This window comes from Glycomyces sp. L485 (genome assembly GCF_022548875.1).
Lineage (GTDB): Bacteria > Actinomycetota > Actinomycetes > Mycobacteriales > Micromonosporaceae > Glycomyces.
In genome coordinates this window covers 1-23,959 of sequence record NZ_JAKZEW010000012.1, presented here as the reverse complement: position 1 = coordinate 23,959, position 23,959 = coordinate 1, and the positions used below count along the sequence as shown (strand labels likewise).

The following is a 23,959-nucleotide window of genomic DNA, read 5'->3' as shown; positions in this document are numbered from 1 at the left end:
GCGCCACCCCCGAGAACGAGTCGGTCACGGACGGTGTGGTGGCAGGTTCGTCCTCGCGGTAGGACCGAGCATTGAGGCTACATCGGAGGGTCGGCCGCCGGGTTCTCCGGGGATTCGAGGAGGGCGGCGTAGGCGGTGAGGCCCGGGCCGAAGGCCAGTGCCACGATCGGCCCGGGCGGCGCACCGGCGCTCAGGAGTTCGCGCAGGACCAGCAGCACCGTAGCCGAGGAGCAGTTGCCGTACTCGGCCAGGACCTTGCGTGAGGCCGCCAGCGCGTCCGGGGCGAGCCCCAGGCCGTGCTCGACGGTGTCGAGGATGCGCGGGCCGCCGGGATGCACGGCCCAGCCCCGCACGTCGGTCAGGTCGAGCCCGTGCGGGGCCAGCAGGTCCTTCACCAGGGGGCCGAGGTGTTCGGCGAGCGCGTCGGGCACTTGCGGGGACAGCCCCATGCGGAATCCGAGATCGGTGACGTCCCAGGTCATGTGGCCGCTGCGGTCGGTGTCGGTGCGCGCCGCGATGTCGACGACTCGGAGTCCGGTCTCGGCGGGGCGCACGACCAGGGCGGCGGCCGCGTCGCCGAACAGGGCGTGCGTGACCACCTGCTCGGGGTCTGCCGAGGCGGGCTGGAGGTGCAGGGTGGTCAGTTCCAGGCAGAGCAGCACGGCGGGCCGGTCGTGGGCGGCGACGTAGTCGGCGACCGCGCCGAGCGCGGGCACGGCGGCGTGGCAGCCGAGGTGTCCGACGAGGAGCCGCCGGGCGTCCACGCTGAGCGGCAGCGAGGCGGCCAGTTGGATGTCGAGGCCGGGGGTGCTGTAGCCGGTGCATGTGGCGACGGCCAGCATGCCGATCTCGTCGGCGTCCATGCCGGCCTCGGCCAGGGCCTCGGTCACGGCGCGGTGGCCGAGCGGCGGCGCGAGCCGGCCGAAACGGCGCATGCGCTCCCCTGTAGACCATGTGGAGATGTTCTCGCGGGGGTCGATCACGACGTGCCTGCGGCGCACGCCCGCGCCGTGGAATATCCGCTCGGCCACGGCGCTCCCGGCGAAGTGCTCGCGGAAGAACCCGGTCCACAGTGCTTCTTGGTCGTAGGCGTTGGGCAGCGCGGTGCCGATTCCGGCGATCGCGACGCTCACCACCGCGGCACCTCGGCGTCATGGTCGGGGTCGTCGCCGACGGCGGCCACGCCGAGCCAGTCGGCGCAGACGTCGGACGTGGCCGGTTGCAGTGCCCCGCAGCGGGAATCGCGGAAGATCCGCTCGAGTGGATGCCCGCGCCGCGTCGCGGACGCGCCCGCCGCTTCGAGCAGGGACGTGGCGACTTCGGCGGCGGTGTCACCGGCGACGAGCTTGGCGCGCCACACCCAGCGGTTCGTCTCGGGAGTGCCCGGCTCGTCGTCGATCCTGGCGGCGGTCTCGGCGACGACGAGTTCCGCGGCGGTGACGGCGGCGTCCGCCCGCCCCAGGCGGGCCCGCACGGTCGGGAGCCCCCCGAGCCCACGCTCGCGGACGTGGTCGACGGCGGCGTCGACGGCGGACCGCGCGACACCGACGTACACGGCGGCGTAGGAGGCGACCAGCCACTGCGGCATCACCTCGGCCAGCATCAGCGTCAGCCCCTCCATGCCGCCGAGCAGCGCCTCGGGGCCGACCTCGACATCGAAGTGGACGTCGTGGCTCCCGGTGGCCCGCATGCCGAGCGAATCCCATGTCTGCTCGACGCGGATGCCGTCGCCGGCCGGGACCAGGAAGTACGACACCTGCGGTTCCTCGGATTCGGCGTCGCGCGCGGTCACCAGGTAGGCGTCGGCGTGTCCGGCGCCGGACACGAACGCCTTGTCACCGGTGATCCGGAAGCCCGTGCCGGTCCTGCGGTAGGCGGTGGAGGTGCGCGACAGCCGCGATCCGCTCCCCCGCTCGCTCATGGCCACCCCGTAGAGCGCGCCGTCGGCGGCCGCGGCCAGCGCCCGGTCTCGCGCTTCGAAGGAGCTCTCGGGCGCGCCGAGCTGTCGGACCAGTTCGTCGGGGGTGTGCGCCAAGGCGCCGGTCACCGAGGCGTGCATGTTGAAGATCAGAGCCGTGGCGCCCGCGCCTCGGGCGAGTTCGGCGGCCACTTCGGAGTATTCGGCGAACGAGGCTCCGAGCCCGCCGAGCCGGGTCGGGGCCATCAAACCGAGCAGTCCCGCCGCGCGCAGGTCCGCGAAGTCGTCGGCGGGGAAGCGGCCCCGCTCGTCGTGCGCGGCGGCGCGTTCGGCGAGCCGCGGCGCGAGCTTCTGGGCTGCGGCGAGCGCCCCAGTGCCTTCGAAGTTCGGATCTCCTGTCACCAGCGCTCACTCCTCGGGTTCGACGCGGGCCCGGCATCGGGGCAGGGTCCGACGACGGGTGCCCCGCCGCGCGGATCCCAAACCCCGCCAGGCGACTTTAACCGGTCGAGACTCCGGTTTGGAGCATTAGCGCGACATCGACGAGGGCCACGAGCATTACGGCCCGGAATGCGGCGCGCGAGCGCGGCCTCCGGTCCAGGAACAGCCCGGCGGCGAGCACGCCGACCGCGAAGGGCACCGCCGCCAGGGTGAGCGGGGGCGACGCTCCGGGCGGGCCGAAGGCCAGCAGCACCGAGGCGGCCAGCACGAGCGCGGCGGCGAGCAGTCGACTCGCGTTCGGGCCCAAGCGGTGCGGCAGGCCCCGCACGCCGGTGGCGGCGTCGTCGGCGAGGTCGGGCAGGACGTTCACGAAGTGCGCGGCGCTACCCAGGAACGCGGCGGCGGCCACGAGCCACGCGGGCGGCAGGGGCGCGCCCGCCTGCCCCAGGGACACGAACGCGGGCAGCAGCGCGAACGAGACCGCGTACGGCACCACCGACAGTGCGGTGGCCTTGACGCCGAGATCGTAGGCCCACGCCGAGATGAGTGCGGCGACGTGCGCGGCGGTCGCCGCCGGGCCCGACGGCAGCGAGAGGGCCACGGCGAGGGCCGCCGCGACCGCCACGCCGCCGCGCACGGCGACGGGACTGATCTCGCCTGCGGCCAAGGGCTTGTCCACGCGCCCGACTCGGGCGTCTCTCGGCGCGTCGACCAGATCGTTGAGCCACCCGACGGACAACTGGCCGGCGAGCACCGCGGCGATCACCGTCAGGGACGCTCCCGCCGTGCGGTCGGTGCCGAGGGTCAGGCCGGCGGCGACGGCGGTGACGGCCAGCGCCGGAAGCGGGTGACACGCCCGGGCGAGCGCCCATGTCGCCGTCGCGATCTGCTTCACGGCCGCCAGTGTGCCACCCTGGTGACATGCGCGGTCCCAAGGCACGGTCACCAGGACGTCTGGAGCGCAACGATCCGGCGATGTACGACGAGCTCGCCGACCAGTGGTGGCGACCGCGCGGGAAGTTCGCGATGCTGCACTGGCTCGCCGCGGCGCGCGCGGAGCTCGTCCCGCCGGCCTCGCGGCCCGACGCGGTGCTGGTGGATCTGGGCTGCGGGGCAGGGCTGCTGGCACCGCACCTGGCCGGGAAGGGCTACCGGCACATCGGCGTCGACCTCTCGCTGAACGCGCTGCGGCAGGGCGCCGAGCACGGTGTCCAAGGTGTACGCGCCGATGTCCTCGCGGTGCCGTTGGCCGACGGCTGCGCGGACGTGGTGGCGGCCGGGGAGATCCTCGAACACGTGGCGGACCTGCGCGGGGCGGTGTCGGAGGCGTGCCGGCTGCTGCGTCCGGGCGGGCTGCTGGTGATCGACACGCTCGCGGCCACGGCGCTGTGCCGGTGGCTCGCGATCGGCCTCGCCGAGCGGGTGCCGCGCATGGCGCCGCGCGGCGTCCACGACCCTGCGCTCCTGGTCGACCGGGCGGTGCTGTTCGCCGAGTGCGCCCGGCACGGTGTGGTCCTGTCGCTGCGGGGAATCCGCCCGTCGATGACCGACCTGCTGCTGTGGACGGTCCGGCGCCGGGAGGCGGTGCGGATGCTGCCGGTCCCGACGACGGCCGTGCTGTTCCAGGCGTGGGGTCGCAAGCGGTCCCGTTAGCGCGGGTCGGCCGAGCCTCCGGTCGCCAGACGCATGAGGTCGGAGCCCAGGTCGATGTCGAGCTCGGTGCCGCCGGCGCTGCCGTATTCGTGCTGGTAGCTCTTCCACGACTCGCTTCGGACCTTGTCGGCGAAGCCGCTCTCCATCAGCAGGAGCACTTCGACGGCGGCCCGGTCGATGCGTCGGCCCAGGTCGTTGTCGCTCCAGTCCTCGCCGGCGGCGAAGACGGACGTCGGCACCGTCAACGCGCGCAGGTAGGCGAAGAGCGATCGCATCTGCTCGTCGACGACCAGGGCGTGCCGCGCGGTGCCCGCGGTCGCGGCCAGGACCACGGGCTTGGCGATCAGGAGGTCGTTGTCGAGGACGTGGAAGAACGAGCTGAACAGGCCGCTCGGCGCGGCCTTGTAGACCGGGGCGCTGGCGACGACGCCGTCGGCTTCGCCGAGCAGCTCGATCGCCTTCGTCATCTTCGGGCCCATGAGCTGGGAGACGAGCGCGGTGGCGATCTCGGTGGCCAGTTCGCGCAGGTCGATGACGCTCACGGCGACGTTCTCGCCGCGCTGGTCGGCCAGGTCTGCGGTGCGGCCGGCGATGCGGTCGGCGAGCATGCGGGTGGAGGACGGGTCGCTGGTGCCGCCGCTGACGATGACCAGCTTGAACTTGTCGTTCGTTTCGCTCATTGCTCGGGCTCCTGGTTGTGCTTGTCGGGGTCTCGGATCGGGTCTCTGCCGGCGAGCTTGCGGCAGAGCGACTCCAGCTGCCGCATCTCCTCGTCGTCGAGGCGGGCGGTGACCGCCCGGGAGACGCCGACGGCGTGGCGGCCGCCGATGCGGCGCTGCCGCTCGCGTCCGGCCTCGGTGAGGGAGAGTCGGCGGCCGCGGCCGTCGTCGGGGTCGGCGGTCCGTTCGATGAGGCCGCGCTCGGCGAGCCGTTCGACCAGCCGCGACAGCGCCGGCTGGCTGAGCAGGACGTTGCGGTTGAGCTCGCCGAGGCGGACCGGTTCGTCGCATTTGGACAGGGTGTAGAGCACGTCGTACTCGCGCATGGACACCTCGCCCCAGACGTCTTCGGCGGCGAACCGCTTCATCAGCACCGCGTGGGCGGTGAGCAGCGCTTCCCACGAGTCGTTGGCCAGTCGGGCACCGGTGCGGGTCATGGTCGTCCTCCCTCAGCCCAGGCTCGGGTACTCGGCTTCGACGTCGCTGTCCTGGTAGGGCGAGGCGCCGGTGACGTTGTCGCCGCGGTTGGCGTTCGGCCGCGGCTGGCGGGCGGGCCGGTCGCCGTATTTGGCCTCTACCAGGCCGGCGTGCGTCGGCGCCGCGGCCGATTCGGGGTCGCGTCGGGACTCGAGTTCCTTGCGGAGCACCGGGACGACCTCCTCGCCGAGCAGGTCGAGCTGATTGAGGACCGTCTTGAGCGGCAGGCCGGCGTGGTCGATGAGGAACAGCTGGCGCTGGTAGTCGCCGAACGCGTCGTGGAAGGTCAGGGTCTTCTCGATGACCTCCTGCGGGCTGCCGACCGACAGCGGCGTCATCGTGCTGAAGTCCTCGAGCGACGGGCCGTGCCCGTAGACCGGCGCCTCGTCGAAGTACGGGCGGAACTCCTTGTAGGCGTCCTGCGATCGCTTGGCGATGTAGGCGTGGCCGCCCAGTCCGACGACGGCCTGCTTCTTGGTGCCGTGGCCGTAGTGCTCGAACCGCTGGCGGTAGAACTCGATGAGCCGCAGCGAGTGCGAGGTGGGCCAGAAGATGTGGTTGGCGAAGAAGCCGTTGCCGTAGAACGCGGCCTGCTCGGCGATCTCCGGGGTCCTGATCGAGCCGTGCCACACGAACGGCGGCACGTCGTCGAGGGGCCTCGGCGTCGAGGTGAAACCTTGGAGCGGCGTGCGGAACTGGCCCTCCCAGTCCACGACGTCCTCGCGCCACAGCCGGTGCAGGAGGTTGTAGTTGTCCAGCGCCAAGGGCAGGCCCTTGCGGATGTCCTGGCCGAACCACGGGTAGACGGGCGCGGTGTTGCCGCGACCGAGCATGAGGTCCATGCGGCCCTTCGACAGGTGCTGGAGCATCGCGTACTCCTCGGCGATGCGGACGGGGTCGTTGGTGGTGATCAGGGTGGTGGAGGTCGTGACGATCAGCCGCTCGGTGAGGGCGGCGATGTGGGACAGCAGCGTGGTCGGCGAGGAGGAGAAGAACGGCGGGTTGTGGTGCTCGCCGATGGCGAAGACGTCCAACCCGACCTCTTCGGTCTTCCGTGCGATCTGGACGATCGCCTCGATCCGCTCCGCCTCGCTCGGCGTCGCGCCGGACACGGGGTCGCGCGTGATGTCGCTGACCGAGAAGATGCCGAACTGCATCGTGGCTCCTGTTCTCCCGCCGAGGCGGTACGGGTTCATGCGTTTGCATCTACCTCAACCGAGGGGAACGGTGAGCTATTCCGGTCTTGGGCGTGACGCCCGCCATGGCGCTACCGGTCTTACGGAGAGGGCTCCGTCCTTTGATCGGGCCCGAGGTGGGGATGACGGCGGCCTGGGTGCCACTGGGCGAGACCGCCACAGTCCCCGAGGCGGCAGGCGGCTTCCTGGTCGAAAGCGGCTCGGGAGCGCCCGTTTCAGCGGCGGCGGAAGGGCGCGGAGGCCAGGTCGAATATCAGCATCGCCAGTACCAGCGGCCAGATGAGCCCGATGAGTACGGCGGTGAAGTGGTGTATCGCATCCGGGCCGTCCTTGGTCACGCTGTCGCTGGTAGTGAAGTTCCAGGTGAGTCCATAGGTGATGAAGGCGACGAGGATGTATCCGATGGCATAGGTCGACACGGGCCCATCCAATCGCAGCGTCTCGCGGGCCGGACCGGCAGGACTCGGCGTCGGGCCGTGCGGCCGGGCGGTTCGCCACCGTCGACTCGGTATGGCTACCTATGTAGGGCTGATTTGCATTACTGATCCCTTGTGACATGTTGGTGGCGTTTGACTTACTTGTCGGTAATAAGACGTTCTCAGTGATATAGACCATCTTTTATTGACATTGGATGTCACCTAACTTGAAAGTTAAAGCAACACGGCACCTTTTGAGGTGCTTACCCCGGCTTGAGAGGAAACCCTCTGATGCGTTCCGCGACAATGCCGTCACCGACCTCCGCACCGTCCGGCGGTGGTGTACGCCGATTGCCTCCGAGCTGATCGCAGTCGTCCGCGAGGAAGGAGAAGACCGCGCGGACCGGCGCGGCAGTGATCTTGGTCGGGACTGTCGCGCCCTCCACCATTTAGTTCGAGTTCCCCTGCCTCGCAGTGCAGTCGTGCCTGCCGCCGCGCGCGTTCACCTCCTGAACCTGCACCGGCGCGGCGGCAGGCCGCCATCTCGCCGCTCCGGCGGCGATCCACCTCCGCGCGAAAGGAAATCCTCCCGTGAAATCCACGCACCCACAGCGGGCCGCCGATCTTCGGCGGCGCGTCGCTGCGGCGTTCGGCATCACCGTCGTCGCCGCGACGACGGTCACCGCCCTCGCCTCCCCGGCCGCCGCCGACCCGGCACCGGCGTCACCGCCATCCTTCAAGGACGGCCGCTACATCGTCCAGTTCGCCGACGAACCGGTCGCCGTCTACGACGGCGGCGCCTCCGGTTTCAAAGGCACCTCGCCCGACGAGGGTGAGACCATCGACTTCTCATCCACCGAGGTCCGGGCCTACCGCGATCACCTGGCGGAAGTCCGCGACGACGTGCTCGACGAGGTGGCCGGGGTCGAGGCCGCCGCCGAGTACGACACCGTCTTCAACGGGGTGGCCGCCGAACTGACCGGTGAGCAGGCGGCCCGGCTCGCGCGCGACGAGCACGTCGCCGCGATCGTCCCCGACAAGCGGCTCGAGCCCCAGCTGGACACCTCGAGCGAATTCCTCGGCCTGTCCGGTTCGGACGGCTCCTGGCAGACGGAGTTCGGCGGCGGCGAGCACGCCGGCGAGGGCGTCGTCATCGGCGTCATCGACGGCGGCTTCACCCCCGAGAACCCGATGTTCGCGCCCCTGCCCGAGCCGCGCCCCGACCAGGACGTCATCGACGCCAAGTGGAAGGGCGAGTGCGAGGAGGGCGAGGACGTCCGTGAGAACAGCGTCGTCTGCAACAACAAGGTGATCGGGGCCCGCTGGTTCGACTCCAACGGCCACAGCGACGTCGCCGGCTTCAAGTCGCCGCGCGAGGAGTACAACCACGGCACCCACGTGGCGACCACGGCCGCCGGCAACCTCGACACCGAGGCCGTCATCGACGGCACCTCGCTCGGCCCGGTCTCGGGCATGGCCCCGGCGGCGCGGCTCGCCGTCTACAAGGTCTGCTGGATCGCCATCGACGGATGGTGCGAGACCTCCGACATCCTGGCCGCGATCGACGCCGCGGTCAACGACGGCGTGGACGTGATCAACATGTCCCTCGGCGGCTCGGCCGACACGATCACCGACCCGGTGTCGATGGCCTACTTCGGCGCCGCCGAAGCTGGCGTGTTCGTGGCCAACGCCGCCGGCAATGCGGGTCTGAACGGCGCGAGCACGGTCGAGCACAACTCCCCTTGGGTCACCACCGTCGCCGCAAGCACCCATCCCCGCACGTTCAAGTCCGAGTTCACCCTCGGCGACGGCCAGACCTTCGCCTTCGGCGCGAACACCCCCAGGTTCACCGACACCGAGGCCGGTCTGGCCCTGGCCGGGGAGGTCGCCCGGGACGAGGCGGATCCGGCCGAGGCGCGGCTGTGCGCGCCCGGCACGCTGGACGCGGCCAAGGTGGCCGGGCGGGCCGTCGCCTGCGCCCGCGGCGCCCACGGTTTCGACGTGAATGCCCGGGAAGTGGCCGACGCGGGCGGTGCCTTCGCCATCGTCTACAACGTCGACCCTGCCTCGCCCGACGAGCTCAAAAACGGCTGGGGAGGCCCCTTTTGGACCATCCACACCGCTCGGGCCGCGGGCCGCGCCATCGAGGCTTACGCCGCGGGCAACGACGCGGCGACCGTGACCATGCGCGCCGCCGCAGCGGCCGAGCAGACCGCGCCGGCCTCGACCGGATGGTCCTCGCAGGGCCCGGCCGTCGCCGGAGGTGGCGACCTGCTCAAACCCGACATCACCGCGCCCGGCAGCGAGATCCTCGCCGGATACATGCCGTCCGAGACCTCCGACGGCGGCCACTTCGGGCTCTTCGGCGGCACTTCGATGGCCAGCCCGCACATCGCCGGGCTCGGCGCGCTCCTCAAGAGCGCCAACCCCGACTGGTCGCCGATGGCGGTCAAGTCGGCGATCATGACCACCGCCTACCAGACGAACACCGAGGGCGACCCGATCGGACGGGTCCCCGAGGACGAGGCGGCCACGCCGTTCCACATCGGCGCCGGGCATGTCGACGGCCGGGCCATGTTCGACCCGGGCCTGGTCTACGACTCCGGTGCGACCGACTGGACCCTCTACGGGTGCGCCATCGGCCAGTTCCAGGAACTGGAGCCCGCCGACACCTGTGAGACCGTCGAGGCCGAGCACGGCGCGGTCGACCCGAGCGACCTGAACTACCCGTCGGTCGCGATCGGCGACCTGGCCGGGGTGCAGACGGTCACCCGCACCGTCACCAACGTCGACGACACGATCGGTATGTACCGCCCGCACCTCGAGGCCCCGCCGGGCTTCGAGGTGAAGGTGGACCAAGAGCTCCTGATCGTGCGCCCGGGCGAGACGGCGACCTACTCCCTCACCGTCACCCGGACCGACGCGACCGCCGGCGAATGGTCGTTCGGGTCGCTGACCTGGTGCGACTGGAACGGGCACGAGGTCCGCAGTCCGATCACGGTCCGCGCGCTGGACATCGCCGCCCCGAGCGAGATCACCGGCGAGGGCACCGACGACTCGGCCGAGTTCGACGTGACGAGCGGCTTCGACGGCGGCCTCGAACTCGCCGTCTCCGGGCTCGCCGCCTCCGAGAGCCGGGAGCTGTCGCTGTCGAATCCGGACGAATCGAATTTCCCGATCGATGACCCGATCGAGCGCGACCAGACCGAGGCCTTCGAGCTGGCGGTCCCGGCCGACGCCGTTATGGGTCGCGTCGCCATCTTCGACGACGACCACGCGGCCGGAACCGACCTCGATCTCGTCGTCTACGAGCGGCGGGACGACGGCTCGCTCGCACTGGTCGACGCGCCGTTCCTGGAGGGCTCCCAAGAGGACATCGACCTGGAGGCCGGCGCGACGTACGTGATCTACGTCGACCTCTGGACGGCGGAGACCGACACCGTCGAGGCCCTCGTCCACACCTGGGTCGTAACCGGCGACGCTCAAGGAAACCTGACCGTCGACCCCGAATCGATGGAGACGAGCACCGGCAGCGTCCACACCGTGACCGCCGCCTGGTCGAGCCTGGATCCGGACCGCCGCTACCTCGGGACGGTCGACTACATCAGGGACGGCGCCACGATCGGACGGACGATCGTGGCCGTCAACCACTGATACGCGAATCGGCCCGCCGCCACGCCTCAAGGGCGCGGCGGCGGGCCTTGATATTCGTCCTTTTAGGACTGGGAGGAAGTCAACGCAACGCGTCCCATGGGAACGAGGGCTGTTCGAGGTAGAAGCGGGTGATCTCCAGCAGCCGGTTGCCGCGTTGCGCGGGCCAGTGGGGTGCGCCCGGCTCGGGGTCGGCGGCGAGCCGGAAGACGGCCCAGACCAGGTGGTGCCAGAGAATCCTGGCCGCCCAGTCGAGGCGCTCATCGGGATCGGCGTCGGCTCCTAGGTAGCCCTCGAGTGCGTAGGGCACGGCGCGCAGCGGGAGCTCGGCGAACTCCACCGCCGGGTCGGTGAGGGTCGCATCGCCCCAGTCGATCAGGGCGTTGAGCGCGAGCGTGTCGGGGTCGGCGAGGAGGTTGGTCGGGCTGGCGTCGCCGTGGACGAGGCGGGGCGCGGGCGATGAGGGGCGGCGGCCGTCGAGCCGGTCGAGCCAGCCGCGGACCCATGCCGCGGTCTCCTCCCCCAGGTATCCGGCCCCGACCAGCCTCGCCAGGCCGGGGCGCGGATCGTCGTCGGATTCGACCGGCACGCCCAGGATCACCTCCGGGCCGAGACCGGCGGCGTGGAGCTTGGCCAGTTCGGCGCCGAGTTCGATGTAGGTTCGCGCCCACGGGCTTCCGGTGTGGCGCTCGGGGGTCTGCGGGGCGATGCCGACGGCCCGCCGCAGGACCATGAAGGGCGCGTCGAGCAGGGTCCGGTCTTCGTCGAACGCGACCATCTCGGGGGTGCGGATTCCCGCGGCGGTGACGGCGGGGATCACCTGGGCCTCCTTGCGCAGGTCGGCCTCGAGGCCGGGATGCGGCCGCGCCACACGGAGGACCAGTTCGTCGCCGAGCAGGTAGGTGTGGTTGGCGACGCCCTGAGCCGGTGCGGCCCTGATCGACTCGGGCGTCGCGCCGAATCGGGAGGCGACCGCGGCCGCGACGTCGGGCGCGAGGCGCGGCGGCGGCATAACGACGTTCCCGTCAGGTACAGCCACAGTCCGTCGAGCCGGACGAACTCGCTGACCTCGCTCTGCGTGCCCGGCCCGTCGGGGTCGAGGAAGTGCGCCCGGAACGCCACGGTGCCTTCGGCGTGGAAGGCGGTGCCCCCGGTCGTCTCCAGGATCTCCAGCCCGGTCCACCGCCGCTCGTCGGACAGGTCGAGTTCGGAGGGCCGCGTGTCCGGGTGCCAGGTGCGCAGCAGGTACGCCGCATCGCCGACCGCGAATGCGCAGTAACGCGAGCGCATCAGCGCTTCGGCGGTGTCGGCTTTCGCCGAGCCCGCGTGCAGGCGCCCGCAGCATTCGCCGTAGTCGCGGCCGCTCCCGCACGGGCACGCCTGCTCGGTGGTGCGCCGCGTCTGCGGTCGCCGTGGTCGTCGAGAGCGTCGAGGCATTGGGTGATTGTCCCCCACGGCGTCTCAGCCCTCTCGCAGGCGATGCGCTCCGCACGTCGCAAGGACTGACCGCCGCGCTTTCATCGCATTCACTCGCGTACGATGCTGGCGAACAGCATGATGTCAGTCCGCAGTCGCCATGGCGGCACCGTGGACTCACCGAGGATCGGGACGCGCGCCGCGGAGTCGTCGGCGCCGTCCCGAGTTGCCTGTCGGTGAACGGACGAACCGGAGGAAGGAATGCTCGATATCAACGCGGTCACATGGGCCGGCACGATCGGCCTGATCGTGGTGCTCTTGGCGGTCGACCTGATCTTGGCGGCGGCGCGACCGCACAAGGTCGGGTTCAAGGAGGCGACCGCCTGGTCGGTGTTCTACATCCTCGTGGCGGTGGCGTTCGGCGTCTGGTTCGGCGCGCAGTACGGCGGCGACTTCGGCACCGAGTACTTCGCCGGCTACATCATCGAGAAGAGCCTCTCGGTCGACAACCTCTTCGTGTTCGTCATCATCATGACCACCTTCGCCGTCCCCTCGGAGCACCAGCACAAGGTGCTCACCTTCGGGATCGTGCTGGCACTGGTCATGCGGGCGATCTTCATCGCCGCCGGCGCCGCCCTGCTGAACCTGTTCTCGTTCATGTTCCTGCTGTTCGGCCTGCTGCTGATCTACACGGCGGTGCAGCTGTTCCGGCACCGCGACGAAGATCCCGACATCGAGAACAACATCATGGTCAAGGGCGCGCAGCGCCTGCTGCCGGTCAGCACCGAGTACGACGGCGGGAAGCTGTTCACACGCGCCGACGGGCGCCGGCTCGTGACGCCGCTGTTCGTGGTGCTCATCGCGATCGGCAGCGTCGACCTGCTGTTCGCGCTCGACTCGATCCCGGCGGTCTTCGGCGTCACCGAGGAGCCCTACATCGTCTTCACCGCCAACGCCTTCGCGCTGCTGGGCCTGCGGGCGCTGTACTTCCTCGTAAAGGGCCTGCTCGACCGGCTCGTGTACCTCTCGACGGGCCTGGCGATCATCCTGGCGTTCATCGGCTTCAAGCTCATGCTTCACTGGGCGCACGTCGACATCGACGACCGAGTCCCCGAGATCCCGACCGGGATCAGCCTCGGCGTGGTCATCGGCGTCCTCATAGTCGTCACCGTCGCGAGCCTGGTCAAGACCCGCCGCGACCCGACGATCAAGGCGCACGCCGGCTCGCTCGGCGGCGGCCGCCGAAACAAGGAGGAGTAGGTCCCGCGCCGGTTCACGGCTCGGTCAGGTCGACGACGGTCTTGACGTCGCCGGGGCCGGCCCTGAAGGCCTGCCCGAAGTGGCGCAGCCGGACCCTGCGGGTGATGAGGCGCTTGAGCCAGTCGCGGTCGGACTCGGCGATGAGGCGCCCGGCCTGCGCGTAGTGGTCGAGATTGGCGTTGACCGAGCCGATGATCGCGTCGTTCTCCAGCACGAGCTCGCGGTTCAGAGCCCCGGCGTCGACGTGCAGGAGCCGGCCGGTCGGTGAGACGCCGGTCAGGCACACGATCCCGTACGGGGCGGTGGAGGCGATCGCGTCGAACACGACCGAGCTGGCGCCGGTGGCTTCAATGACGATGTCCGGCTGGGTCTCGGCCACCGCGGCCGCCACGCCGTCGTGGTGGTAAGTAGCCCCGAGGTCGGCGACGAGGCCCGGCTTGGGCCCGTCTGCGACGCGGTCGAGGACGTGGACGTCCAGGCCGCGCCGGGCTCCGATGAGCGCGGCGAGCAGCCCGACGGGGCCGGCGCCGGTGACCAGGACCGAGCGCGGCTCGAACCAGGATCGGGCGCCGACCTTGTCGACCTGCTCCCAGGCCTTGGCGACCACGCTCATCGGCTCCAGGAGGACGCCCACTTCGGACAATTCAGGGTCGAGCTTGACGGCGTACTCGGGTTCGACCGTCCAGACCTCGCTGCCGTAGCCGTCGAGCTGTTTGATGCCGCGTTCGACATAGCCGCCGTTGCGGCACGAGTCGAACTGGCCGCGGGCGCAGGCGCCGCACGGGACCGGGTCGGGGCGTCGCACCACCCCGACGACGAGGTCGCCGGGCGAGAAACCGGCGCCTTCGGGGGCGCGGCGCACCCTGCCGAGCGATTCATGGCCGATGACCAGGCAGTCTGCGTCCGGCGGCGCCCAGCCGTACTCGCCGGCGACGAGGTCCTTGTCGGTGCCGCACACCCCGAGCGCGAGCCCGTCCACTAGCAGTTCGTTCTCCCCCGGCCGCGGCTCGTCGACCTCGGTGAGGGCGAGCGAGTGCTTGCGCCCGGGGATGACGGTCAAAGCCCGCATGGACGATCAATCTCCCTTGTCGACTGTCTGCCGTCCGTTCTCGGTGCGCACGGCGGTCGCCGGATGTGTGCCGCTGAGGTGGCGGGCGGAGTTCACCAGTCCCACATGGCTGTAGGCCTGCGGAGTGTTGCCGATCTGGCGGCCGGCGCCGGAGTCGTATTCCTCGCTGAGCAGGCCGAGGTCGTTGCGCACGTCCAGCAGCCGCTCGAACAGGCCTCTCGCCTCACGCTCCCGGCCGGTGCCCTGCAGTGCGTCGACCAGCCAGAACGTGCAGGCCAGGAACGCGCCCTCGTGGCCGGGGAGCCCGTCCACGCCGCCGTCGGCCGCCGGGTCGTAGCGCCGGATGAACCCGTCGTGCGCCAACTCCCGGCGCACCGCCTCCACGGTGCCGATCACCCGCGAATCGCTCCACGGCAGGAAGCCGACCTGCGGGATGAGCAGCAGCGCCGCGTCGAGCCCCTGCGAGCCGTAGAACTGCGTGAACGTTCCGCGTTCGGCGTCGAAACCGCGATCGCACACCTCGTCGTGGATCTGGGCGCAGAGTGCCTTCCACTTGTCGACCGGCCCGTCCAGGCCGAACCGTTCGACCGCCCGGATGCCCCGGTTGAGCCCGGCCCACGCCATGACCTTGGAATGCACGAAGTGGTGGCGGTCGCCGCGGATCTCCCAGAGGCCCTCGTCGGGTCGGTCCCAGTTGCCTTCGAGGTAATCCAGCAGCGCCTTCTGGAGGTCCCAGGCGTCCTCGTCGACCTGGAGCCCGGCGGCGCGGGCCAGGTGCAGACCGTCGAGGATCTCGCCCCACACGTCGAGTTGGAACTGCCCGCTGGCGGCGTTGCCGATGCGTACCGGCGCCGAGCCCTCGTATCCGGTGAGCCAGTCGAGCGTGAGCTCGGGCAGCCAGCGCCGCCCGTCGAGGCCGTACATGATCTGGAGTTCGGCGGGGTCGCCGGCGGCGGCGCGCAGGAGCCACTCGCGCCACTGCCGCGCCTCTTCGATATAGCCGGTGCCGAGCAGGGCCTGGAGACTGTAGGTGGCGTCGCGCAGCCAGCAGAACCGGTAGTCCCAGTTCCGGACGCCGCCGAGGTCCTCGGGCAGGGAGGTCGTGGCGGCGGCGAGGATGCCGCCGGTCGGGGCGTAAGTGAGGGCCTTGAGGGTGATGAGCGACCGGCAGACGGCGTCGCGCCATTCGCCCTCGTAGTCGAGTCGTTCGAGCCATTCGGCCCAGAACGCCTCGGCTCCGGCGATGCCGGCCTCGGGATCGACCGTCTGCGGGCGTTCCTCGTGGGACGGCTGGTAGGTGAGCACGAAGGACACCCGCCGGCCCGCCGGTACGGCGAACTCGGCGTGTGCGGCGCCGTCGGCGACCTCGAGCGGCACGTCCGAGTCGAGCCAGGCCGCGTCGGGCCCGGCGATCGCGGCGAGGTGGCCGTCGTGGCAGCGGATCCACGGCTCGTTGCGCCCGTATCCGAAGCGCAGCCGCATCATGGTGCGCATGGGGACGCGGCCGCTGAGGCCCTCGACGACGCGTACGATGTCGGCTGCGCCCCGGTGGGGCGGCATCGCGTCGGTGACGCGGACGCTCCCGTCTGGCGTGTCCCACTCGGTCTCCAGGACGAGCGTGTCGCCGCGGTAGCGGCGCCGCGCGCAGCGGCCGCCGGAGGCGGGCTCGAGGCGCCAGCATCCGTTTCGCTCGTCGCCGAGCAAGGACGCGAAGCAGGCAGGGGAGTCGAACCGCGGCAGGCACAGCCAGTCGATGGAGCCGTCCGTGCCGACCAAAGCGGCGGTGTGGAGGTCGCCGATCATGCCGTAGTCCTCGATTCGCAAAGCCACACCTCACCTTCCCACAGCGGTTTCTCGCCCGCCGGAGGTTGATCCTTTGCCCACGCACGGCATGTGTGCCCGGACCGGGCGGCCCCGAGACGCGGACCGGCCCGCGGCGGTGCCGCGGGCCGGTCGGGATAGTGCGCCTTACACGTGGGGCAGCACCGCTTCGGTGTAGCCGTCTCGCGCCATTATCAGGCAAATCCACTGCGTGACAACGAAACAGAACGTCATCGGACGCGTGCGCGGGGCGCGTGCAAGCGTTCGCATAGGATCGGGTCCGACGAATCGAGGAGGAGGCTGGCATGGCTCGACGATTTGCGCTCCACGAGCGGCGCGCGGTCAGGGATCTCAGCGGCGTGTGGGACTTCGCGTTCCTCGGAGAGGCCGATCCCGAGGCGGTGGAAGTGGATTCGATCCCGTTCGAGGACGTCATGGCCGTGCCCGGATCGTTCGACGCCACGCCGGCCTACGCCGGCAGGCGTGGGCTCGCCGCCTACCGCACCCGAGTGCGCGTCGAGAAGGCCGGACGACACCGCCTCGTGTTCGACGCGGTGCACCACTGGTGCCGGGTCTTCTGGGACGGCACCCCGATCCGCGACCATGCCGGGGGCTTCACACGATTCACCGCCGACGTCGATCATGCCGAAGCCGGGACGGTCGAGGTGGTCGTGCTGGTGGACAACCTGTTCGGCGAACGCTCTCCGCTGCACCTGGAGTACTTCGACTGGTACCACTTCGGGGGCATCTCCAGGCCGGTCGAACTCCAGCGCCTCGGCGAGACCTGGATCGAGGGCCTGCGGTGCGTCACCGACGACGTCGAGGCACGGCGCGTGTCGCTGAGCGTCGACTACCGGGGCGAGGGCCGGTCGGTGCCGTTCACGGTCGAATGCGGCGGCGAGACGGTCCTGGAGGAGACGGTCGACCTGGACTCATCCGGACGGATCGAACGGACGTTCACACTGCCCGGGGTCGAACTCTGGTCGCCGTCGAACCCGGCGCTGCACCTGCTTCGGGTCCGGCTCGGCGACGACGACATGTGCGAACGGATCGGGCTGCGGCAGGTCACCGTCGAAGACGGGCGCCTCGCCGTCAACGGCGAGGCGCTGACGCTCTGGGGCGTCAACCGGCACGAGTCGCACCCGCAGTTCGGACACTCCCAGCCGGACGGGCTGCTCGTCGCCGACGTGCAGCAGATCCGGGACCTCGGCTGCAATTTCGTTCGCGGAAGCCACTATCCGCAGGACCCGCTGTTCCTGGACCTGTGCGACGAGGCAGGAATCTGCGTCTGGAGCGAGTCCATCGCCTGGCAGTACCCGGCCGAGCTTCTCACCGACCCCGAATTCGTCGCCGCGCAGCTCGACCACGTCGACGAGATGGTGGCCTCGGCGTTCAACCACCCGTCGGTGATCATGTGGGGCGTGCTCAACGAGAGCCCCAGCCACGAGCCCGCGGTCCGGCCCGCCTACGAAGAGCTGCTCGGGCGGCTGCGGGAGCTGGACGCGTTCAGGCCGGTCACATACGCCTCCAACCACATCTACGAGGACGGGTGCCTCGACTTGGCCGACGTCGTCTCGGTCAACTGCTACCCGGGCTGGTACGGGGGCGGCATCGCCGACATCCCCGCCGAACTCGACCGGATCGCGGCCCACGTCGACAAGTCCGGGCACGCCGACAAGCCGCTCATCATCTCCGAGATCGGCGCCGGGGCCGTCCCCGGCTGGCGCGACCAGCACCACGGCATGTGGACCGAGGAGTACCAGGCCGAACTGCTGGAGACCGTGGTCGGCCACCTCGCGGCCCAGGACCGGATCTCCGGACTCAGCATCTGGGTCCTCGGCGACTTCCGCACCACCGACGCCAAGCACATGCTGCTGGGCCGCCCGCGCAGCGTCAACGACAAGGGCGTCCTCGACGAGTACCGGCGCCCCAAGCAGGCGTACGGTGCCGTGCGACGGCTGTACCGCCGCGCGCGCGAAAGCCGTTGACTTTGGGGCCGTTGACGATTCGCTGACCCCTCCGGGGTGCACGCGCTTGGTACCGTGGAGCCCGGTTGCCCTTTCGAACCACTCGGAGATGGTCTTCATGCGCGAAATCGTTCCGGTCAGAGTAGGCGAAGCCGACTTCCTCGTCGAGACCGTCGCCGAGGCGGCTGCCGCAGACGGGGCACTGACGCCGGTGAGCGGCACCCTCGACTTCACGCCCGACGAGCCCGAATCGCTCGACCGGATCCGCGACATGATCACCGCGATCAGCGGGGAGCTGGTCACCGCCTGGGAGAAGGTCCAGCCCCAGGAGGCGACCGTCGAGTTCGGCATCGCCGCGGACGTCAAGGCGGGCAAGCTGACCGGTCTGCTCGTCGGCGGCGGCGCCGCCGCGACGCTCAAGATCACGCTGAAGTGGACCTCCGAGCCCCGCACCTGACAGGGGAGATCCGATGTCACCGATGGCCATCGACGACCGGCGGCTGTTCCCGTACGTCGTCAAGATCGAGGCCCCCTCGTTTCGCGGCTCGGGCTTCCTCGCGGCCCCAGGCTTCGTGCTCACCTGCGCCCACGTGGTCGACGGGATCGCCGACGGGGAAGCCGTCCGACTCTCCCGGATCACCCCGTACCCGCAACTGCGAGGCGTCGTCCGGGCGCGGACCCCGCGCCGCGCAGGCCCCGACGGACTCTGGACCTGGCCCGACCTGGCCGTCATCGAACTGGTCGACGAACACGGACGTTCCACCGACCACTCCAGCCCCAGGCTCGACACCGCCTCGCCGGATCCCGCTGAGCCCGAACGGATGCGGGCCGTCGTCGCCGTCCGGCCCGACCCGGGCAATCCACGCTCCGAGCCGCGGCTGCGCGGCGTCGACTTCGCCTGGGAAAGCCTCGACGACCGGGGCTTCTGGTGGCTCACCGGCGGGCAGGCACTGCGCGGCATGTCCGGAGGCATGCTCGTCGACGCCGAACGCGGCACGATCGTCGGCGTCGTCAACAACAGCCGAGGCACCAGCGGCGCCGTCGCCACTCCCCTGACCGCGCTCCGCGACGCGACGCTGCCCGACGCCTTCGCCGAGCTGTACGAGGCCGCCGGAGCGTCGACGCTCGCCGGCAGGGCCGACTGGGACGGCGCGTTCACGCGGCGCCTCGACTTCGACTGGCGCGACTACTGGGCTCCCGACACGAGCGGCGCCCACTTCGTCGGACGCCGCGAGGAGCTCGAGAAGCTCAAGGTGAACCTGGACGAATCCGGCGGGCTGGCCGTCGTCCAGTCCATCGGCGGGTTCGGCGGAGTGGGAAAGACCGCGCTGGCCGTCGCTTTCGGCAACCACTACCGCGAGCGCTTCCCCGGAGGCAGGGTCTTCCACGATTTCCGCTCCTACCGCGGCGGCCGGTCCGACACCGCGTCCGACGCGCTCGGCTCGATCCTCAAGGCCATCGGCGCGGCCACGCCCGACGAGGTCGGCCGACTCGACCACCGCGGGCGCGCCGACCGCTGGCAGGCCGTCGCCTCCGGCAGGCGCCTGCTCATGATCTGGGACAATGTGGATAGCGCCGAGCAACTCGACGGCCTCACCGTCCGCGGCGACGGCTGCGCCACCATCGTGACCAGCCGCGACATCATCCGCGTCGAGCCGGGAGTCAAGCCGCTGCGCCTCGACGTGCTCGACGAGGCCGACGCGATCGACATGTTCAAGGCGATCGCCGGCGACCACCCGGAAGAGCTCGTCGCCGAGCTGATGCGCAGGGACCTGTACGTGCCGGTGCTCATCAGCACCCACGCAGAAGAGGTCGCGAACGAGGAGATCGCCCTGGAGGAGATCATCGACGACCTCCCCGACCCGAGCACCGCGCGGCACACCACCCACGCCGACCACCAGAGCGACCTCTTCGAGCGCCTCGAAGGCTCGTATCGCCGCCTCAACGACGACGCCCGCTTCGCGTTCAGGGTCCTCGGCGCTCACCCCGGCTACGCCCCGACCCTCGGGAGCCTCGCGGCAGGCATGGGCTGCGACGTGAGCGAAGCAGAGCGGCGCATGCGCAGACTCGTCAAGGCAGGTCTGGCAGAGCGCCATCTGACCGACGGCCCGCGGCGCGAACGCGAGCTGCGCGCCTACCGCTCGCACGACCTGATCCGCGCCTACGGCGCGCACCTGGCGGAGCTGGAGCCGCCCGCATGGGACGAGGGCGAAAAGGCCGACGAGCGCACCCGCACCCGTTCGGCGCTGAGCGAGTACTACCTCCGGATGCTCATCGACCAGGGCTTCAACGACCAGAAGGCCTGGTTCAGCATCGAGGCGGACTCCATCCGGGACCTCGCGCTGACCGGGACGAGCGAGGTCCATGCGCGTCTGGCGCGGTACACGGGTTACCGGGCGCTCGTGTTCAATCGCTACGACGCGGCCGATGTCGTCTTCCACCACGGGAAAGCGATCGCCGAGCAGGTGGGCGACACACAGCGAACCGCCCACATGTTCTGGGGCCTGGGCGAAGTGGCGCGACTGCGCGGCGAGCTCGATTCCGCCGCCGACCGTTACCGGAAGGCCTTGGACAATTCGCGGACCGTCGACGACGCGGGCGGGATCGGCAACGCCGAGCGCGGACTCGGCGAGGTGGCCCAGCTGCTGCGCCGGGCCGATCAGGCCGAGGAGCACTACTCGAAGGCCATGGAGGCATATCTGTCCATCGGAGACCGACGCAGGGCGGCCTACGTGCAGCGGGGCCTGGCGCGGGTGGCGGAGCTCCAGGAGGAGTACGGCGTGGCGGAGGAGCGTTTCCTCGCCGCGCTGAAGACTTCGAGGTCTCTGGACGACCAGGTCGCCGTGGGGTACGCGCAGCGCGGGCTGGGCGATGTCGCGCTCGCCGCCGACGATCCCGGGCGGGCCGAGACGCGTTATCGGGAGGCGATCGCGACGTTCGAGTCGGTCGGCGACATGGTGGGCGCGGCGAACGGCCTGCACGGCCTCGGCAGAGTGGCCTTGGCGCGGGGCGATATGGGACTCGCCCGTGACCAGTTCGAAGCCGCCCTGGAGGTCTACAAGCGATTCGATGCGACGGTCTGGGTCGAGCGGGTCCGAGCCGATCTGACCGTCCTCGATTAACCGCTTGAAACACTATGGTTTCTGTGGCACGGTCGCCTGATGCTGAAACTCACCGACTTCATCATCGACTGCCCGGACCCGATGAAACTGGCGGCCTTCTACGCCGAGGTGACGGGCCGCGAAGTCCTCGACAAGAGCGACGACGAGTGGGCCGGCATCCAATACGGCGAGGTCGAGCTGGCCTTCCAGCGGGTGGACGACTACCGACCCCCGCGCTGGCCCGGCAACGAACACCCCAAGCAGTACCACCTCGACTTCGAAGTGGACGAGATCGAGCCCGAACGGCGTCGCGTCGTCGAACTGGGCGCGACACCGCAGAGGGACTTCATCGGCCCCGAGGGCTACGGCTGGCAGGTCTACACCGACCCGGTCGGGCATCCCTTCTGTCTGTGCCGCAACAAAGGCGTGGTGTGGCGCGACGATGAGATCGTGTGGCCCTAGCAACCTCGATGGCCTTACGCCCTCAGGTAGGCGATCGAGTCTTCCTTGGCCTTCCACACGATCTCCCGCACGGCAGAGCTGTCTGACGCACCGCGACCGTCGGCCAGGGCCCGGCCTCCACGCACTGACCGCCGTTATCGGGGCTGCGGGTGCTGATGTGCCAGCGAATTCCAGCCACTTCCGCTTGCGAGAGCCGCTACTCGGTGCTCATGCGGCCGACCGCTCTTGGTCAAGCGCTCTCTCCTCCAAGCCCTCCCACACACGCCTGATCCGATGAACCTTCGGTTCTTCGACGAACAGGCCGCCGTCGTGGGTGTCAAGGTGGGCGACTCGGGTCGCTGAGGTCGAACCGCGTGCCGTGATTTTCAGTCTCTCGGTTTTTAGATTTCTGGGGATCTTGTTTAGATTTTCAGCGAACCGGGCTTGAGGGGATCCAGCACGGCCCCTCTCGTGCGCAATCGCTTGCACTGTCTCCCTTGACGCTCGCGAGATCCCGTCCCAAAGTTGTTGAAGCCGCAACTATTTTGATTTCTTAAGGGAGACACATGATTCAGCGAAGCAAAGTGAGGGTGGCGGCAGTGGCCGGGTTGACCGGTTCGGTCGTCATCGCCGCGACGCTGTTCGTGATGAACGGGGCGAGCGCGGGCCAGGCCCGCTACGAGACCGAGGGCCCGACCGCCACCTGCGACGGCGCGATCGAGTCGGAGCACTCGGGGTTCTCGGGAAGCGGCTACTGCAACACCGCCAACACCGCCGGCGCGGCGGCGCAGTTCACGTTCGGCACCGACCGACCCAGCCCCGCGACCCTTGGCTTCCGGTACGCCAACGGCGGCACGAGCGACCGGACCGCCCAGGTGGTGGTGCACGGCTCGATAGTGGAATCGATGACCTTCGCGGTCACGGGCGACTGGGACAGCTGGGAAACCCAGAGCCTGACGGTGCCGCTGATCAAAGGCAGCAACACGATCAAACTCGTGTCCACCGGTCCCGACGGTCTGCCGAACATCGACTTTCTCGACGTCTCATTGGACGCTACGACTCGGCCGCAGCCGTCTCCGGTGCCGAACGCCCTGTTCGTGGCGCCGACCGGCACCGACGACGCGGCCGGAACCGAGTCGGACCCGACGACGCTCATTTCGGCGATCGACCGCATCACCCCCGGCAGGGCGATCTACATGCGCGGCGGGACGTACGAGTTCTCGCAGACGGTCGTGATCGAACTGGGCAACAACGGCACCGCACAGGGCCGCAACCTGCTCTCGGCCTATCCCGGTGAGATCCCGGTGCTGGACTTCTCGGCGCAGGCCGAGGACTCGGCGAACCGCGGGCTCGCCGTGAACGCCGACTACTGGCACATCTACGGCATCGTCGTCGAGCGCGCCGGTGACAACGGGATCTTCGTAAGCGGCAGCGACAACATCTTCGAGCGCACGGTGACGCGTTTCAACCGCGACACCGGGCTCCAGCTCTCGCGGAGGCTCCCCACGACCCCCGACCACCTGTGGCCGTCCGACAACCTGATCCTGAGCGCGCTGTCGCACGACAACGCCGACTCCGATGGCGAGGACGCCGACGGCTTCGCCGCGAAGCTCACTTCCGGACCGGGCAACGTCTTCCGGTACTCGGTGGCCCACAACAACATCGACGACGGCTGGGACCTCTTCACCAGGCCCGGCAACGGAGCCATCGGCGAGGTGACCATCGAGGACTCGCTCGCGTACGGGAACGGCACTCTCTCGGACGGCACGCAGAACCCGGAGGGCGACCGCAACGGCTTCAAGCTCGGCGGCTCGGACATCCCGGTCGGCCACACCATCCGGCGCAACATCGCCTACGACAACGGCCAGGACGGGTTCACCTACAACAGCAACCCCGGCACGATGACGATCGCGAACAACCTCAGCATCGGGAGCGCCGAGCGCAACTTCGCGTTCGACGTCGGCGCCTCGGTGTTCCGGGACAACACCTCGTGCGACGGCGGGGCCGACGACGAGATCTCCGGCGACGCCGACGACTCGAACCAGTTCTGGACCGGCTCCAACGGGTCCCGGTGCGGTTCGTACACGGGCGAACTGGACTGGTCCTTCAACGCGGACGGCCGCCTCGTCGTCACCTTCGGCGCTGCGCCGGGGAGGCGGTAGCCGACTGCGTCCCACCGAGCAGGCGTGGCCCCGGAGCAGAGCTCCGGGGCCACGGCGTTTCACGTGCTAGCGGATGCCGTAGAGGTGTTCGAGGGCGAGCTGGTCGAGCCGCTCGAAGCCCATCCCCTTCGCCGCCAGGCCCTCGACGTCGACCTCGACGTTCCTCACATCCGCCCAGGTCTCACCCTCGGCCATGGTCGGGACCGCCAACTGGTCGACCCGCGCCGCGACCAGCGCCTCCTGGACCTCGG

At 70.1% G+C, this 23,959-nt stretch carries 19 protein-coding genes and 2 pseudogenes; 8 read left to right on the top strand and 13 right to left on the bottom strand.

Features of this window, described 5'->3' with window-relative positions:
• Positions 1-77: 77 nt before the first annotated feature.
• The 3 genes from L0U85_RS21245 to L0U85_RS08500 form a co-directional block, all read right to left on the bottom strand.
• Positions 78-1,133 carry a type III polyketide synthase gene (locus L0U85_RS21245; RefSeq protein ID WP_241377325.1) on the bottom strand — a complete coding sequence of 352 codons (1,056 nt, stop codon included), beginning with the start codon at positions 1,131-1,133 and terminating at the stop codon, positions 78-80.
• Positions 1,130-2,320 carry an acyl-CoA dehydrogenase family protein gene (locus L0U85_RS08505; protein WP_241377324.1) on the bottom strand — a complete coding sequence of 397 codons (1,191 nt, stop codon included), beginning with the start codon at positions 2,318-2,320 and terminating at the stop codon, positions 1,130-1,132. Before L0U85_RS08505 ends, L0U85_RS21245 begins: the two co-directional genes overlap by 4 nt.
• A gap of 97 nt (positions 2,321-2,417) precedes the next feature.
• On the bottom strand, positions 2,418-3,254 hold the full coding sequence (locus L0U85_RS08500; RefSeq protein WP_241377323.1) for a UbiA family prenyltransferase: 837 nt from the start codon (positions 3,252-3,254) through the stop codon (positions 2,418-2,420).
• A 26-nt stretch (positions 3,255-3,280) separates the two neighbouring features.
• Here L0U85_RS08500 and L0U85_RS08495 point away from each other — a divergent pair, with 26 nt between their 5' ends.
• Positions 3,281-4,012 (top strand): methyltransferase domain-containing protein, encoded by a 732-nt coding sequence (locus L0U85_RS08495; RefSeq protein ID WP_241377322.1) that lies wholly within the window; start codon positions 3,281-3,283, stop codon positions 4,010-4,012.
• Here the strand turns inward: L0U85_RS08495 and L0U85_RS08490 are convergent.
• From L0U85_RS08490 to L0U85_RS08475, 4 genes are all read right to left on the bottom strand, one after another.
• Positions 4,009-4,692 carry a CE1759 family FMN reductase gene (locus tag L0U85_RS08490; protein WP_241377321.1) on the bottom strand — a complete coding sequence of 228 codons (684 nt, stop codon included), beginning with the start codon at positions 4,690-4,692 and terminating at the stop codon, positions 4,009-4,011. The two genes, L0U85_RS08495 and L0U85_RS08490, sit on opposite strands and share 4 nt — an antisense overlap.
• Positions 4,689-5,168: a MarR family transcriptional regulator gene (locus L0U85_RS08485; protein ID WP_241377320.1), complete on the bottom strand. Its 480-nt coding sequence runs from the start codon at positions 5,166-5,168 to the stop codon at positions 4,689-4,691. The genes L0U85_RS08490 and L0U85_RS08485 overlap by 4 nt, the downstream gene beginning before the upstream one ends.
• Positions 5,169-5,180: 12 nt before the next feature.
• Positions 5,181-6,365 carry an LLM class flavin-dependent oxidoreductase gene (locus L0U85_RS08480; RefSeq protein ID WP_241377319.1) on the bottom strand — a complete coding sequence of 395 codons (1,185 nt, stop codon included), beginning with the start codon at positions 6,363-6,365 and terminating at the stop codon, positions 5,181-5,183.
• 254 nt (positions 6,366-6,619) lie between these two features.
• Positions 6,620-6,823: a hypothetical protein gene (locus L0U85_RS08475; protein WP_241377318.1), complete on the bottom strand. Its 204-nt coding sequence runs from the start codon at positions 6,821-6,823 to the stop codon at positions 6,620-6,622.
• A gap of 588 nt (positions 6,824-7,411) precedes the next feature.
• On the opposite strand from L0U85_RS08475, the gene L0U85_RS21240 reads away from it, so the two are divergent.
• On the top strand, positions 7,412-10,474 hold the full coding sequence (locus L0U85_RS21240; protein WP_347177395.1) for a S8 family serine peptidase: 3,063 nt from the start codon (positions 7,412-7,414) through the stop codon (positions 10,472-10,474).
• Positions 10,475-10,553: 79 nt separating this feature from the next.
• Here L0U85_RS21240 and L0U85_RS08455 read toward each other — a convergent pair whose 3' ends face one another.
• Entirely contained in the window at positions 10,554-11,483 is a 930-nt protein-coding gene (locus tag L0U85_RS08455; RefSeq protein ID WP_347177394.1) for a phosphotransferase, read from the bottom strand.
• 8 nt (positions 11,484-11,491) lie between these two features.
• A pseudogene (locus tag L0U85_RS08450) lies at positions 11,492-11,908 on the bottom strand (YchJ family protein); the annotation flags it as partial.
• Positions 11,909-12,148: 240 nt separating this feature from the next.
• On the opposite strand from L0U85_RS08450, the gene L0U85_RS08445 reads away from it, so the two are divergent.
• Positions 12,149-13,147 carry a TerC family protein gene (locus L0U85_RS08445; RefSeq protein WP_241377316.1) on the top strand — a complete coding sequence of 333 codons (999 nt, stop codon included), beginning with the start codon at positions 12,149-12,151 and terminating at the stop codon, positions 13,145-13,147.
• Positions 13,148-13,160: 13 nt separating this feature from the next.
• Here the strand turns inward: L0U85_RS08445 and L0U85_RS08440 are convergent, their stop codons facing one another.
• Both L0U85_RS08440 and L0U85_RS08435 read right to left on the bottom strand, forming a co-directional pair.
• A complete protein-coding gene (locus L0U85_RS08440; RefSeq protein ID WP_241377315.1) occupies positions 13,161-14,216 on the bottom strand; it encodes a glucose 1-dehydrogenase in 1,056 nt (351 codons plus the stop codon).
• 6 nt (positions 14,217-14,222) lie between these two features.
• Positions 14,223-16,046 carry a glycoside hydrolase family 15 protein gene (locus L0U85_RS08435; RefSeq protein ID WP_241377314.1) on the bottom strand — a complete coding sequence of 608 codons (1,824 nt, stop codon included), beginning with the start codon at positions 16,044-16,046 and terminating at the stop codon, positions 14,223-14,225.
• 296 nt (positions 16,047-16,342) lie between these two features.
• Between L0U85_RS08435 and L0U85_RS08430 the strand changes: the two genes are divergently transcribed.
• The 4 genes from L0U85_RS08430 to L0U85_RS08415 all read left to right on the top strand — a co-directional run bounded on the left by L0U85_RS08430 (position 16,343) and on the right by L0U85_RS08415 (position 21,567).
• Entirely contained in the window at positions 16,343-18,025 is a 1,683-nt protein-coding gene (locus L0U85_RS08430) for a glycoside hydrolase family 2 TIM barrel-domain containing protein (RefSeq protein WP_241377313.1), read from the top strand.
• 97 nt (positions 18,026-18,122) lie between these two features.
• Positions 18,123-18,461: a CU044_2847 family protein gene (locus tag L0U85_RS08425; protein WP_241377312.1), complete on the top strand. Its 339-nt coding sequence runs from the start codon at positions 18,123-18,125 to the stop codon at positions 18,459-18,461.
• A 13-nt stretch (positions 18,462-18,474) separates the two neighbouring features.
• A complete protein-coding gene (locus L0U85_RS08420; RefSeq protein ID WP_241377311.1) occupies positions 18,475-21,126 on the top strand; it encodes a tetratricopeptide repeat protein in 2,652 nt (883 codons plus the stop codon).
• Positions 21,127-21,165: 39 nt separating this feature from the next.
• Positions 21,166-21,567: a VOC family protein gene (locus L0U85_RS08415; protein WP_241377310.1), complete on the top strand. Its 402-nt coding sequence runs from the start codon at positions 21,166-21,168 to the stop codon at positions 21,565-21,567.
• 22 nt (positions 21,568-21,589) lie between these two features.
• Here L0U85_RS08415 and L0U85_RS21235 read toward each other — a convergent pair whose 3' ends face one another.
• Positions 21,590-21,745, bottom strand: coding sequence for a DUF397 domain-containing protein (locus tag L0U85_RS21235; protein WP_347177393.1), 156 nt, complete (start codon positions 21,743-21,745; stop codon positions 21,590-21,592).
• Positions 21,746-22,112: 367 nt separating this feature from the next.
• On the opposite strand from L0U85_RS21235, the gene L0U85_RS08410 reads away from it, so the two are divergent.
• Positions 22,113-23,708 (top strand): carbohydrate-binding protein, encoded by a 1,596-nt coding sequence (locus L0U85_RS08410; RefSeq protein ID WP_241377309.1) that lies wholly within the window; start codon positions 22,113-22,115, stop codon positions 23,706-23,708.
• A 66-nt stretch (positions 23,709-23,774) separates the two neighbouring features.
• On the opposite strand, the pseudogene L0U85_RS08405 reads toward L0U85_RS08410, so the two are convergent.
• Positions 23,775-23,959: pseudogene (locus L0U85_RS08405) on the bottom strand (xylose isomerase); the annotation flags it as partial.

Coding starts and splice junctions, on each gene's coding strand:
- L0U85_RS08410 (WP_241377309.1), top strand. CDS start 22,113: ATGATTCAGCGAAGCAAAGTGAGGGTGGCGGCAGTGGCCGGGTTGACC.
- L0U85_RS08420 (WP_241377311.1), top strand. CDS start 18,475: ATGTCACCGATGGCCATCGACGACCGGCGGCTGTTCCCGTACGTCGTC.
- L0U85_RS08455 (WP_347177394.1), bottom strand. CDS start 11,483: ATGCCGCCGCCGCGCCTCGCGCCCGACGTCGCGGCCGCGGTCGCCTCC.
- L0U85_RS08415 (WP_241377310.1), top strand. CDS start 21,166: ATGCTGAAACTCACCGACTTCATCATCGACTGCCCGGACCCGATGAAA.
- L0U85_RS08445 (WP_241377316.1), top strand. CDS start 12,149: ATGCTCGATATCAACGCGGTCACATGGGCCGGCACGATCGGCCTGATC.
- L0U85_RS08495 (WP_241377322.1), top strand. CDS start 3,281: ATGCGCGGTCCCAAGGCACGGTCACCAGGACGTCTGGAGCGCAACGAT.
- L0U85_RS08440 (WP_241377315.1), bottom strand. CDS start 14,216: ATGCGGGCTTTGACCGTCATCCCCGGGCGCAAGCACTCGCTCGCCCTC.
- L0U85_RS08430 (WP_241377313.1), top strand. CDS start 16,343: ATGGCTCGACGATTTGCGCTCCACGAGCGGCGCGCGGTCAGGGATCTC.
- L0U85_RS08490 (WP_241377321.1), bottom strand. CDS start 4,692: ATGAGCGAAACGAACGACAAGTTCAAGCTGGTCATCGTCAGCGGCGGC.
- L0U85_RS08425 (WP_241377312.1), top strand. CDS start 18,123: ATGCGCGAAATCGTTCCGGTCAGAGTAGGCGAAGCCGACTTCCTCGTC.
- L0U85_RS08480 (WP_241377319.1), bottom strand. CDS start 6,365: ATGCAGTTCGGCATCTTCTCGGTCAGCGACATCACGCGCGACCCCGTG.
- L0U85_RS08485 (WP_241377320.1), bottom strand. CDS start 5,168: ATGACCCGCACCGGTGCCCGACTGGCCAACGACTCGTGGGAAGCGCTG.